The organism is Archangium sp., from assembly GCF_045802675.1.
GTDB lineage: Bacteria > Myxococcota > Myxococcia > Myxococcales > Myxococcaceae > Archangium.
The window spans coordinates 37,426-49,885 of the sequence record NZ_JBJMQO010000038.1; the positions used below are offsets into that span (position 1 = coordinate 37,426).

Consider the following 12,460-nt stretch of genomic DNA (forward strand, 5'->3'; position numbering starts at 1 on the left):
CCCCTCTCTGAGGTGAACCCGGCGGACTGTGACAGCCTTCCCTGACAGCTGTCAACCCACCGGTTTCACTCAGGTTTTCCCGCGAGCCTCCACTTCAGGTACGCAGGGCGCCACCCAGGCGCTGGTTGACCTCGGAGATGATGCGCTGGTGGGCGGCGCCCACCTCGGCGTCTGTGAGCGTGCGCTCGGGCGAGCGGTAGCGGATGGCGTAGGCCAGGTTCTTGCGGCCCTCGGGGATGGGCTTGCCGGTGTAGACGTCGAAGATGAGGGCGTCCTCCACCAGGGGGCCACCGACCTCGAGAATCACGCGGCGGACCTCGTCGTTCTGGAGCTCGAGCGGCACCACCACCGCCAGGTCCCGGAGCACGGCGGGGAAGCGCGGCAGGCCGCCCCAGGTGGGGACCAGCCGGGCGGCCGCGTAGAGAGGCGTGGTGTCCACCTCGAAGGCGAACACGTCCCGGGGCAGCTCCAGGGCCTTGCTCACGCGGGGGTGCAGCTCGCCCACGTAGCCGAGCACCGTGCCGTCGGCCAGCTCCACCCGGGCGCAGGCGCGGGGGTGGTAGGCCGGAGCCTCGGCGGCGACGAAGCGCGCGCCGTCCACGTGGAGCGCGTGCAGTACGGCCTCCAGGGCGCCCTTGGCGTCATAGAAGTCCGCCCGGGCCTCCTTCTGCGTCCAGGTCTTCCCACCGCGCACGCCCCACACGAGGCCTCCGAGCCGGGACACCTCGCGCGCGGCGGGGCGCTGGCCCTGGCCGCCCTCGGGGTCCTGGAAGTAGGCGCGGCCCATCTCGTACACGGCCACGGTGTCCACCTGGTGCCGCACGCTGCGCGAGAGGTTCTCGAGCAGGCCCGGCAGCAGACTGGTGCGCATCACCGACTGCTCCACGCTGAGCGGGTTGAGCAGCGCCACCGGCTTGTCCTTGCCGCCCAGCACCTCCAGCGTGCGCGGCGGCACGAAGGAGTAGTTCACCACCTCGCTCAGGCCCATGCCGGCCAGCGCGTGGCGGGTGCGGCGCTCGGCCTCGGTGGCGGCCGGCTCGGGGGCCAGCTCGGCGAGGCCCCGGGGCAGCCGGGCGGGGATGTTGTCGTAGCCGTAGACGCGGGCGAGCTCCTCCATGAGGTCCTCCTCGCGCTCCACGTCCACGCGGGCCCGGGGCACCTCGAAGACCGTCTCGCCCTTCCCTTCCGCCACCGACCGGAAGCCGAGGGTGCTGAGGATGCGGCGGCACTCGGCCTCGGGAATGTCCACGCCCAGCAGCTTCTCCACGCGGCCGTAGCGCAGCGTCACGCGGCGAGGCGGCTGAATGGTCGGGTGCACGTCCACCCGGCCCGGGGCCACCGTGCCCCCGGCCAGCTCGGCGATGAGGGCCGCGGCCCGGTCCACCGCGGGGATGACGGCATCCAGGTCCGCGCCGCGCTCGAAGCGGTGCGAGGCCTCGGTGTGCAGGCCGTGGCGCTTGGACGAACGGCGGATGCTCGAGGGCTGGAAGTGGGCGGACTCGAGAATCACGCGCGTGGTGCTCGCGCTCACCTCGCTGTCGGCGCCGCCCATCACGCCGGCCAGGGCCTGGGCCCGGTCGCGGTCGCAGATGAGCAGGTCCTCGGGCGACAGCGCCCGCTCCTTGCCATCGAGCGTCGTCATCTTCTCGCCCGGCTTCGCGGTGCGGACGATGATCTCCTGGCCCGCCACCTTGTCGAGGTCGAAGGCGTGCAGCGGCTGGCCGTACTCGAGCAGCACGAAGTTGGTGACGTCCACCACGTTGCTGATGGGACGCACCCCGCAGGCCTTGAGCCGCTCCTGCAGCCACTGGGGCGAGGGGCCGATCTTCACGTTCTCGATGACGCGGGCCGCGTAGCGCGGGCAGCGCACCGGATCCTCGATGCGGACCTTCACCTTCTCGGAGGCGGGAGCGCCGCCCTCGGCGAGCTTCGGCTGGGGCGGACGCAGCTCGGCGCCCGTGGCCACCGCCACCTCGCGGGCCACGCCCAGGTGCGACAGGGCATCCGGACGGTTCGGGGTGACGTTGACCTCCATCACCACGTCATCCAGCCCGAGCGCCTGGGCGATGGGCGTGCCTGGCTTCAGGTCCTGCGGGAGGATGAGCAGGCCGGAGGACTCCTCGGAGATGCCCAGCTCCTTGGCCGAGCAGAGCATGCCGAAGCTGTCCACGCCGCGCAGGGGGGCCTGTTTGATCTCCACGCCATTGGGCAGCTTCGTACCGAGGGTGGCCAGCGGCACCTTGTCGCCGACCTTGAAGTTCTTGGCGCCGCACACCACCTGCAGCATCTCCGGGCCGCCCATGTCCACCTTCGTCACGGACAGCTTGTCCGCGTTGGGGTGCTGGACGGACTCCTTGATTTGCGCCACCACCACGCCGCGCAGCCCCTCGCCGGGGCGCTCGAGGCCTTCGATCTCCAGCCCCACGGCGGTCAGCTTGCGCGCGAGCTCATCCACGCTCGCCGGCAGCGCCACGTAGTCACCGAGCCACTTGACCGAGATCTTCATCAGAACTGCTCCAGGAAGCGCGCGTCGTTCTCGAACATCATCCGCAGGTCGTCGATGCGGTAGCGCAGCATGGCGATGCGCTCCACGCCCATGCCGAACGCGTACCCGGTGACCTCGGTGGGATCGTACCCGCTGTACTTGAAGACGTTGGGGTGCACCATGCCGCTGCCGAGCACCTCCAGCCAGCCGGTCTGCTTGCACACGCGGCAGCCCTTGCCGCCGCACGAGGTACAGGAGATGTCCACCTCGGCCGAGGGCTCGGTGAAGGGGAAGAAGGACGGACGGAAGCGCGTGCGCGTGTCCGAGCCGAAGAAGGCCTTCACGAAGGCGTCCAGCGTGCCCTTGAGCTCGGCGAAGCTGACGTCCTTGTCCACCAGCAGGCCCTCCACCTGGTGGAACATGGGCGTGTGGGTGATGTCCGAGTCGCGCCGGTAGACGCGGCCGGGCATGATGGCGCGGAAGGGCGGCTTGCGATTGAGCATGAAGCGCACCTGCACCGGGGACGTGTGCGTGCGCAGCAGCGGCGAGCTGTCCGCCTTCTTCGCGTGGCCGAGCGAGGACTCGTCCACGTAGAAGGTGTCCTGCATGTCGCGCGCGGGATGGTCCTTCGGGAGGTTGAGCGCCTCGAAGTTGAAGTAGTCCAGCTCGATCTCCGGACCGTGGGCCACCTCGAAGCCGAGCCGCTGGAAGGTGCGGACGATGTCCTCCATCGTCCGGGACACCGGGTGGCGGCTGCCGGGGGAGAGGGAGCGGCCGGGCAGCGTCACGTCCAGCCGGGGGCCGCGCAGCTCGGACTCGAGCGCCGCGTCCTCCACGCGCTGGACGGCGTCGGCCAGGAGCTTCTCGATCTCCGCCTTCACCTGGTTGGCCACCTCGCCGAGCGTGCGGCGTTCCTCGGGGGGCAGCTTGCCCATGCCACCGAGGACACCGGACAGCTCACCCTTCTTGCCGAGGTAGCGGATTCGAAGCGCCTCCACCGCGGACGGCTCCGAGGCGACGGAAATCTCCCGCCGCGCCGCGTCCGCGAGCGCCTGCAAGCGGTCTCGCATGGGACTGTGCCTCCCTCTCCCGGCCGTGCCGGGGCCAAAAAAAAGGGCCGCCCGAAGGGGCAGCCCGTTTTCAAACCCGCGGGCGTCACGGCCTTCCCAGGAAAGCCGTGGCCACCCACTCTCGATGCCGGCCAGTACGGCCGGCCGTCATGCTCAGGCCGCCTTCGCGATTTTGGCGACGGCGGCAAAACCGGCGGGATCCGCCACGGCCATGTCGGCCAGGACCTTGCGGTCCAGGGCGATCTTGTTCTTGGCCAGACCGGCGATCAGCCGCGAGTAGGACAGGCCCACGGTGCGGGCGGCCGCGTTGATGCGGACGATCCACAGCGAGCGGAAGTTGCGCTTGCGAGCGGCGCGGTCGCGAGCGGCATAATCCAGCGCGCGCTCCACGGCCTGGTTGGCCCGCTTGTAGCAGTTCTTGCGACGGCCGCGGTAGCCCTTGGCAAGCTTCAGAATCCGATTACGACGGCGACGAGCCTTGAAACCCTTTTTGACGCGCATTGCAAACTCCTGACTTCGGTGAGGTGTTTGAAAACCCCCGGCTCCGGCTCAATGGCCGCACCGATAGGGCCCTCTGTACTGCGTGCTGCTTAGTTCGCCCCGTTGGGGAAGAGCTCCAGGCGCACCTTCTTGGCATCCATGTCCTTCAGGTGCCCGGTGCCGCGGTGGTCGCGCTTGGTCTTCTGGGACTTGGCGTGCGTGAAGAGGTGCTTGCCGAAGGCCTTGCCGAACTTCACCTGGCCCGACTTCTTCACATGGAAGCGCTTCTTGGCGCCGCTACGGGTCTTCATCTTGGGCATCTTGCGGTTCCTTCCTTCAACTACCCATCCGCCGCAGCGAATCGCCGTCAGCGAGTGTCACGGGCCGCCAGTTTGAAGCGGGCGGCCAGGTCCAACTATTTCGTACCACCGGTCTGCAGCACCGGAGCGCTCGCCATGGGAGCAGGCATGGGGGCCTGAGCCTCCGCCTGCGCCTCGAGCTTGTTGGCCACCGCCGCCTCGCCGAACTTGCCGTAGTCCATGATCTTGCAGACCCTGGGAGTAGTTACCCCCCTCGGAAGGGGGGCAAGATACTTGCCAGACGCGGGGAGTCAAGGGCTCTCGGGGTTCCCTGACCCGGAGTGAATCAGGACGGGAAGGCCCCTTCCTTCTCCAGGAGGGCCTCGAAGGCCTCCAGCTTCATGGTCTTGAGGTCCTCGCCGCCGTAGCGCCGGGGGGAGACGCCCCCGCCCTCCACCTCGGTGTCGCCGATGACGAGGGTGAAGGGGATCTTCTGCAGCTGGGCGTCGCGGATCTTCGCGTTGAGGCTGAGGCCGCGCTCGTCCATCTCGATGCGGTAGCCCTTGGCGCGCAGCTGGTCGCGCACCTTGAGGGCGTACTCCCTCTGGCGGTCCGCCACGGTGACGAGCATGCCCTGCACGGGAGCGAGCCACGCCGGGAAGGCACCGGCGAAGTGCTCGATGAGGATGGCGATGAAGCGCTCGAAGGAGCCGTAGATGGCGCGGTGCAGCACGACGGGGCGGTGCGCGGCGTTGTCCTCACCCACGTAGGTGAGGTCGAAGCGCTCGGGGGCCTGGTAGTCCAGCTGCATGGTGCCGAGCTGCCACTTGCGGCCGATGCTGTCGGACACGTCGAAGTCGATCTTCGGGCCGTAGAAGGCGCCATCGCCCGGCTTGAGCTCGTAGGACAGGCCGAGGCTCTCCAGGGCGCTCTTGAGGCCCCCTTCGGCGCGATCCCACTGCTCGTCGGTGCCGAGGCGGTTGGCCGGGCGGGTGGACAACTTCACCGCGTAGGAGAGGCCCACCGCCTTGTAGACGCGATCCAGCAGCTGCACGAAGCGCCGGACCTCGTCGGCGATCTGGCTCTCCATGCAGTAGATGTGGGCGTCGTCCTGGCAGAACTGGCGCACGCGGGTGAGGCCGCCCAGCGAGCCCGCCGCCTCGTTGCGGTGGAGCACGTCCTGGGTGTGCAGGCGCAGGGGCAGGTCGCGGTAGCTGTGCTTCTTGAAGCCGTAGTAGATGTGATGACTCGGGCAGTTCATCGGCTTCAGCGAGAAGTCGTGCTCCCCCGACTCGCTGTCGAGCACGAGGAACATGTTCTCCTTGTACTTGCCCCAGTGGCCGCTCGTCTCCCACAGGCCCTTGTTGTAGAGCAGCGGGGTCTTGATCTCGACGTAGCCGGTCTCGCTCGTCAGCCGGCGCATGAAGGCCGCCAGGGTGTTGTAGAGCGTGGTGCCCTTGGGGGTCCAGAAGGCCGCGCCCGGCGAGTACGGGTGGAAGTGGAAGAGATCCAGCTCCTTGCCCAGCTTGCGGTGGTCGCGCTTGCGCGACTCCTCCATCCGCGTGACGTACTCCTGGAGCGCCTTCTTGTCGAAGAAGGCCGTGCCGTAGATGCGCTGGAGCATCGGGTTGCGATGGTCTCCGCGCCAGTACGCGCCGCTGGTGGACAGCAGCTTGATGACGCCAATCTTCCCCGTGGTGGGCGCGTGGGGCCCCAGGCAGAAGTCCACCCAGTCGCCGTGGGTGTAGAGCGTGAGCGTCTTGGCGCCCTTGGCCGCGATGTCCTTGACGATCTCGACCTTGAACTTCTCGCCCTTGCCCTCGAAGAGCTTGATGGCCTCGTCCATGGACACCTCGGTCCGGACGAAGGGGTGGTTCTGGGCGATCTCCTTGTTGGCCTCCTCCTCGATCTTCTCGAGGTCCTCGGGCGTGAAGGGCTTCTCGCGGAAGAAGTCGTAGTAGAAGCCCTCCTCCGTCGACGGGCCGATCGTCACCTGCGTGCCCGGGAAGAGGCGCTGCACCACGGCGGCCACCACGTGGGCGGCGTCGTGCCGGATGAGGTCCAGGCCCTCGGGGCTCTTGGAGGTGAAGATCTGGAGCTTCACGTCCTCGTTGAGAGGACGGGCGAGGTCCATGTCCTCCCCATTCACGCGCGCGAAGAGGGCGGCCTTGGCCAGGCCCGCCCCGATGCTCTCACGCACGAAATCGCCGATGGTCGTGCCCCGCGGCGCCTGCTTCTGGGTGCCATCCGGGAGCGTCACGGTGATCTGATCCGACATGCGAGACCTCGGAAAATGAAGCGGGCGGCAGGCTGTTGAGCCTGCCGCCCGCTGTGGAACCATTCAACTGAAGTGGGTCGTAGTGGGATCGAACCACTGACCCCTACCGTGTCAAGGTAGTGCTCTACCGCTGAGCTAACGACCCATCTGCCTCGGACTGCTGCCGTCAAAGGCGGGCGGGGAATAACAGCGGGCTCCCACAGCTGTCAAGGAAACACCGACAGGGGTGCCTCATCTTCCCCGTCGATTTTCGATCAACACGCGAGCGCGGGCCATGACGACGTCGAACATGGCCGGGGTGAGCCGGCCCGTCTGCGTGTTCTGCTGGCTCACGTGGTAGCAGCCCAACAGCATCGGCGCCCCGGGGAGGGACAGCTCCGCCCCGTGTCCGAACGAGGGCCTCGGCGTGGGAATGGCCACCCCCGCCCTGTCCAGCCAGGCGAGCGTCGCGTTCCAGGCGATGGCGCCCAGGGTGAGGACCACCTGGACCGGCAGCAGGGCCAGCTCCCGGTCCAGGAAGGGAGCGCACCGGACCAGCTCCTCCGGCAGGGGCTTGTTGTCCGGCGGCGCGCACTTGCACGGCGCGACGATGTAGGCCCCCGTCAGCGCGAGGCCGTCCTCCCGGTGCTCGCTCCGGGGCTGGTTGGCGAAACCCGCCCGGTGCAGCCCGGCGAAGAGGAAGTCCCCCGAGCGATCCCCGGTGAAGACCCGGCCCGTCCGGTTGGCCCCGTGCGCCGCCGGCGCCAGCCCGAGGATGACCAGCTCCGCCCGGGGATCTCCGAAGCCGGGCACCGGCCGGCCCCAGTACGTCCAGTCGCGGTAGGCCCGGCGCTTCTCCCGCGCCACCTGCTCGCGCCACTCCACCAGCCGGGGACACGCCCGGCAGGTGATGATCTCCTCCCGGAGGCCCGCCCAGCGCGCCTCGCCCGATTCCACGTCCTTCGCTTCCTTCGCTGCCTTGCTCTTCGCCACGGTGCCCTTCCCTAGCGCCCCGCCCTACCCCTCCGCCACCATCCACGCTCTGGGACGGCTCCGGGCACGGGCACGGAAGGCTCAGGAGTCCGCACGCTCGCCCGTGTAGAGGGCGGTCTTCTGGTAGCGCTCCACCACCACGCGCAGCACCACCTTGAGGATGGCCGTCGTGGGCACCGCGAGCAGGATGCCGGTGAAGCCGAACAGCTCGCCAAAGGCCAGGATGGCGATGATGACGGCCACCGACGAGAGCCCCACCTTGTCCCCCACCACGCGCGGGGTGATGACGAAGCCCTCGGCCAGCTGGGCGAACAGGAACGTGCCCGCCACCACCGCGAGCTGCCACGCCCCCTGCCAGGACAGCATCACCCCCAGCAGCGCCAGCACCACGCCCAGCGTCGTCCCCAGGTAGGGCACCATGTTGCCGAACCCGGCGATCACCCCGATGACGATCGCCATGTCGATGCGCGCGAACCCCAGGCCCGAGGTGTAGAGCACCGACAGGATCGCCCCCACCGTGAGCTGGCCCCGCACGAAGGCGGACAGCACGTCATCCACCTCGGAGAAGCGCCGGCTGACCAGCCCCACCGCCCGGCGCGGCACCAGCCCCTTCACCCTCGCCACCAGGTGCGGGTAGTCCTGCAGGAAGAAGAAGGCCAGCACCGGCACCACCAGCAGGCCCAGCAGCGTGGCCACGAAACGCGCCGTGTTGCCCGCGAAGCTCGCCAGCAGCCGCGCCGCCGTGGGCCCCGCGCTCTGCAGCAGCCCCGAGGCCCGCTCGCCCAGCTCCGTCATGCGCTGGCGCAACAGCTCCGGCAACGGGCGCCCCAACAGCTGCTCCACCTGCGGCACCACCCGCTTGCTCGCGCGCAGGAAGAAGTCCGGCAGCTTCTCCGCCTCGTCGCGGAACACGGGGATGAGGTACAGCACCGCCCCCGCCAGCAGCAGCGCGCACCCTCCAAACACCACGCTCGTCCCCACGGTGCGGTCGAGGCCCCGCCGCTCCAGCGTGGTGACGATCGGGTTGAGCCCATACGCCGCGCTGAGCGCGAGCAGCACCGGCACCGCCACCCCGCCGAACACCGACAGCAGCGCGAACACCAGCGCCAGCGCGCCCACCATGCCCGCCGACCAGGCGAAGTCCACCCGCCGGGCCTCGGCCTCGGAGAGCTCCACCTCGGGCTCCGGGGGCTCCACCGCCCTCAGTGGCACCTCCACCGGAACCGGGGACTCCCGCGTCTCGGGTGCCTTCACCGCGCGCGCCTTGCCTCTCTTGTTACGTCCGATGGGGTGCCTCCGTGCGTATTCTCTCATCAGACCCCGAACCCCGCTCCACTTCCAGACGTCCAGAAGTCAGGGCTGCTTGGGCGCACAAACCGCAACCACGCCTCTCGGGGCTCAGCCCCCGCCCTCGGGCTCCACGGGCCGCAACCGGATGGTCAGCCCGGCCCGGGCACTGCTGGGCTCGTAGTACGTGGTGTACGGCCAGAAGCCGTCCTTCTTCACGTCGATGCGGTGCAGCCCGCTGCCCACCTGGAGCCCGTTCGGCCCTCCGCCGAAGTCGGTGCACACGCCCTGCATCACCCCGTCCAGGTACACCTCCGCATCCGAGGGCTCGCACCGCAGCAGCAGGTTGCCGTCCCGTGAGCGCCGGGAGCGCAGCACCTCGCGCGCCCGCTCCGCCGCCGGGGAGTCCACCTGCTCGGGCCCCGTGGCACACCCGAGCACCAGCCCCCCGAGCACCAGCGCCACCCGGTGCCCCCTGCCCCACTTCCCACTTCGCACCGTCATCACCGCGCTCCTCGCCTCCCGCTACTTGATGAGGATCGCCACCCGGCCCTCGGCCAGGAGACTCGGGTCCAACCCCCCGAGCACCTTCGCCGCGTCCGGCCCCAACTGGAGATCCGAGCCCTCGAGCTTCGCCGCCTCGAGCACCAGCGGCTTCGCGCCCACCAGCTCCGACTTCCGAGCCTCGTCGAGGCTCTTGAAGAAGCCGGCCACGCCCGTGGTCTTCCGGGCCTCGGCCGACAGCGACTCCACGCCGTAGAGCGGCTGGCCGGACGCATCGAGCACCCGTGGCGCCAGCACCGGCGTCATGCCCAGCTTGCGCGCGTCCACCACCAGCCCGGTGTGCTTCGCCTTGGCGTCCTTCTTCGTCTCGGCGGGCTTCGCCGTCTCGGCGGGCTTGCTGGTCTCGGCCGTGGCGGGAGTGCCCGCGGCGGCCGGCGGCACCAGCACCGCGGTGAGCGCCCCGAGCGGCACCTCGACCTCCAACTGCACGCCGCTGTCCGAGTAGTACCGCTTGCGCACGACCTTGTAGCCGCGCAGCACGTCCTCGATCTGGCGGCGGGTCTCCTCGCGGGCCATCTCATCGCCCACGGTGCGATCCGCGCGGACATGGACTCCCTTCGCTTGCGTCAGCAGATCCGCGAAGGCGTCCTCCTTCGCCGAGCGCTCCGCTCCCAGCCTCGCCTGCGAGGGATTGGAGGCCTTCACATCCGGCGGACCATCGCCCGTCACCCGGAGGACCTGCCGCTGCCAATCCACCCCGTTGCCCTGCGCCAGCGCCGACAGCGGAGCCGCCAGCACGAGCGCCCACAGTGCACGCCTCACGTGAATCCTCCACCCTCTCGTTCTCGGGTGGGCGGATTCAAACGACGGGCTCCGAGCCGGGTCAAGGCGCTCGCGCCCGCACGTCCTCCAGTGGAGCGCGGCTCAGTGCCCCTCCTGCGTGGTGCGTGTCACGTAGTCATCAATCAACCGGCGGTGCCGCTGGGTGAGCAGCGTGAAGCGCACGCCCGAGCGCTCGTCCTCGCGGGCACCCGCCTCCACCCACTCACGCACCACCTCGCCCTCGGCGTAGATGACCTCCTCGGAGCCGGGGAGCTGGAACTGGAGCCCCACGCGGCGCGTGTCGTGCTCGGGCTCGAGCAGGCGCGCCAGGCTCACGCCCTCCTGGGAGATGTCCGCGGCGCGAGCCAGATACGGCACTCCGCCCATGTACTTGTTCAGGTAGACATCGAGGGGCACCCGCGTGTTCTTCCGCTTGTCGCTCATCTCACACCCTCCCGGTGGCTCGGCCGCTACAGGACGCCTCCGTCCTGCTGCGGGATGTCGCGAGGGTAGACGCCCGCGAACAGGTCGCAAGAAAACGACCGACGGGAAGACCCGGAGCGCCCTATCCTTCCGCCGCCATTGAGAAAGGTGGTTGCACACACATGCGATTCGGAATGTTGGCGGCAGCATTGCTCGGCCTCGCCGGGATGCAGGCACAGGCGCAGGGAGCGGCGGCGCAGGCCCCCGCGGGACAGGGACAGCTCAAGACCGAGGAGGACAAGACGCTCTATGCGCTCGGCCTGTCGATTGGCCGCAGCATCAAGGTCTTCGACCTGAGCCCGGCCGAGCTGGAGATCGTCAAGAAGGGCATGGCCGACTCCATCACCGGCGCCAAGCCGGCCGTGGAGCTGGAGACGTACGGGCCCAAGCTGCAGGGGCTCGCCAAGGCGCGCGGCGAGCGCGTGGGCCAGAAGTACCTGGAGGAGGCCGCCAAGGAGAAGGGCGCCGTCAAGCTGCCCTCGGGCATCATCTACAAGGAGCTCAAGGCCGGCACCGGCCCGAGCCCCAAGTCCACCGACACCGTGAAGGTCAACTACCGCGGCACGCTCACCACCGGCACCGAGTTCGACAGCTCCTACAAGCGCGGCGAGCCGGCCGAGTTCCCCCTCAACGGCGTCATCCCCTGCTGGACCGAGGGCGTGCAGAAGATGAAGGTGGGCGGCAAGTCCCAGCTCGTGTGCCCCGCCAAGCTCGCCTACGGTGAGCAGGGCCAGCCTCCGACCATTCCGCCCAACGCCACCCTCGTGTTCGAGATCGAGCTGCTCGGCATCGGCGGCCAGGGCGCGGATGTGCCCCGCGCTCAGCCCCAGCAGCCCAAGAAGTAGCAACACCGTTGGAGCCGGGGTGAGGAGCTCGAGGCGCGAGATACCCTCACCCCGTCCCTCTCCCGAGGGGAGAGGGGAAATGGGCGCTCACCAGGGCACGGGCCTGCGGTTGCGGAAGAAGCCGCCCGTCGGGCCCTCGGGAGGAAGCGTCGCCGCCCAGACGATGACGTCCGCGCCCCGCTCGATGCTGCGCGCGGCATGCGGCCCTCCCATCTGCGTCCTCACCCAGCTCGGACAGACCGCGTTGACGAGCAGGTTGCGAGGCTCGAGCTCCTCGGCCAGCAGCCGCGTGAGCGCGTTGAGGCCCAGCTTGGAGACCCGGTAGGCCGACTCCGGCCAGCCCCTGTCCGCGTACACGCCGGCGCGCACGTCCTCGACGAAGCTCCACTCGAGCGCCACCAACCGCTCCTTGGACGGAGGCGGATCAAAGCGCCGCTGGAGCGAGTGCGGATAGTCCTTCAGCTCGGCCAGGGCGCTGGACACCATGACGATGCGCCCGTGCTCCTCCATGAGCGGCAGCAGGCGCTCGGTGACGCGCAGCGGCCCGAGGAAGTTCACGGCCACCGTGTACTCGGCGACGTGGGCGTCGAAGCCCTCCATGGCGATGCCCGCGTTGTTGACGAGCGCCGTGAGCCGGATCCCCTGTTGCTCGAGGCGCCCGGCGAGCCTGGAGATGCTCTCCGGCGAGGCGACATCCAGGAGCGCGAAGTGCACGTCGAGCCCCTCGGAGCGGAGCGCCTCACAGGCCCGCGGGCCCTCGGCGGCGTCGGGGGCCGTCAACCACACCCGCCAGCCGAGCTGTCCGAGCTGCCGGCAGGTCTCCAGTCCCAGCCCGCGATTGGCCCCCGTGACGAGGACCGTTCCCGTTCCCTGTTTCATGCGGCCGCCCCTCGGCTCGGGAGAGACCTCCACTCTCGCCGTGCCCCCGCCTCGCT

At 69.5% G+C, this 12,460-nt stretch carries 13 protein-coding genes and 1 tRNA gene; 1 reads left to right on the forward strand and 13 read right to left on the reverse strand.

The window, feature by feature from the left end:
• Positions 1–94 precede the first annotated feature (94 nt).
• The 12 genes from pheT to ACJ8AN_RS11180 form a co-directional block, all read right to left on the reverse strand.
• Complete coding sequence (gene pheT / locus ACJ8AN_RS11125) at positions 95–2,506, reverse strand: phenylalanine--tRNA ligase subunit beta (RefSeq protein ID WP_407755267.1); 2,412 nt, start codon at positions 2,504–2,506, stop codon at positions 95–97.
• Entirely contained in the window at positions 2,506–3,555 is a 1,050-nt protein-coding gene (pheS, locus tag ACJ8AN_RS11130; protein WP_407755268.1) for a phenylalanine--tRNA ligase subunit alpha, read from the reverse strand. Before pheS ends, pheT begins: the two co-directional genes overlap by 1 nt.
• A 153-nt stretch (positions 3,556–3,708) precedes the next feature.
• Entirely contained in the window at positions 3,709–4,056 is a 348-nt protein-coding gene (rplT, locus tag ACJ8AN_RS11135; protein WP_407755269.1) for a 50S ribosomal protein L20, read from the reverse strand.
• 89 nt (positions 4,057–4,145) lie between these two features.
• Positions 4,146–4,355, reverse strand: coding sequence for a 50S ribosomal protein L35 (rpmI, locus tag ACJ8AN_RS11140; protein WP_407755270.1), 210 nt, complete (start codon positions 4,353–4,355; stop codon positions 4,146–4,148).
• Positions 4,356–4,450: 95 nt separating this feature from the next.
• Positions 4,451–4,576, reverse strand: coding sequence for a hypothetical protein (locus tag ACJ8AN_RS11145; RefSeq protein WP_407755271.1), 126 nt, complete (start codon positions 4,574–4,576; stop codon positions 4,451–4,453).
• A 104-nt stretch (positions 4,577–4,680) separates the two neighbouring features.
• Positions 4,681–6,612, reverse strand: coding sequence for a threonine--tRNA ligase (gene thrS, locus ACJ8AN_RS11150; protein ID WP_407755272.1), 1,932 nt, complete (start codon positions 6,610–6,612; stop codon positions 4,681–4,683).
• Positions 6,613–6,685: 73 nt separating this feature from the next.
• A tRNA-Val gene (locus tag ACJ8AN_RS11155) sits at positions 6,686–6,757 on the reverse strand.
• Between the two features lie 86 nt (positions 6,758–6,843).
• A complete protein-coding gene (locus ACJ8AN_RS11160; protein ID WP_407755312.1) occupies positions 6,844–7,548 on the reverse strand; it encodes a uracil-DNA glycosylase in 705 nt (234 codons plus the stop codon).
• A gap of 117 nt (positions 7,549–7,665) precedes the next feature.
• Positions 7,666–8,838 carry an AI-2E family transporter gene (locus tag ACJ8AN_RS11165; RefSeq protein WP_407755273.1) on the reverse strand — a complete coding sequence of 391 codons (1,173 nt, stop codon included), beginning with the start codon at positions 8,836–8,838 and terminating at the stop codon, positions 7,666–7,668.
• 144 nt (positions 8,839–8,982) lie between these two features.
• Positions 8,983–9,375 (reverse strand): PEGA domain-containing protein, encoded by a 393-nt coding sequence (locus tag ACJ8AN_RS11170; RefSeq protein WP_407755274.1) that lies wholly within the window; start codon positions 9,373–9,375, stop codon positions 8,983–8,985.
• 21 nt (positions 9,376–9,396) lie between these two features.
• Positions 9,397–10,197: a hypothetical protein gene (locus ACJ8AN_RS11175; protein ID WP_407755275.1), complete on the reverse strand. Its 801-nt coding sequence runs from the start codon at positions 10,195–10,197 to the stop codon at positions 9,397–9,399.
• A gap of 102 nt (positions 10,198–10,299) precedes the next feature.
• Positions 10,300–10,641 carry a PilZ domain-containing protein gene (locus tag ACJ8AN_RS11180; RefSeq protein ID WP_407755276.1) on the reverse strand — a complete coding sequence of 114 codons (342 nt, stop codon included), beginning with the start codon at positions 10,639–10,641 and terminating at the stop codon, positions 10,300–10,302.
• Positions 10,642–10,802: 161 nt separating this feature from the next.
• Here ACJ8AN_RS11180 and ACJ8AN_RS11185 point away from each other — a divergent pair, with 161 nt between their 5' ends.
• Positions 10,803–11,525, forward strand: a complete 723-nt coding sequence (locus tag ACJ8AN_RS11185; protein WP_407755277.1) for an FKBP-type peptidyl-prolyl cis-trans isomerase — start codon at positions 10,803–10,805, stop codon at positions 11,523–11,525.
• An 87-nt stretch (positions 11,526–11,612) separates the two neighbouring features.
• Here ACJ8AN_RS11185 and ACJ8AN_RS11190 read toward each other — a convergent pair whose 3' ends face one another.
• Positions 11,613–12,404 carry an SDR family oxidoreductase gene (locus ACJ8AN_RS11190; RefSeq protein ID WP_407755278.1) on the reverse strand — a complete coding sequence of 264 codons (792 nt, stop codon included), beginning with the start codon at positions 12,402–12,404 and terminating at the stop codon, positions 11,613–11,615.
• Between the last annotated feature and the right edge of the window lie 56 nt (positions 12,405–12,460).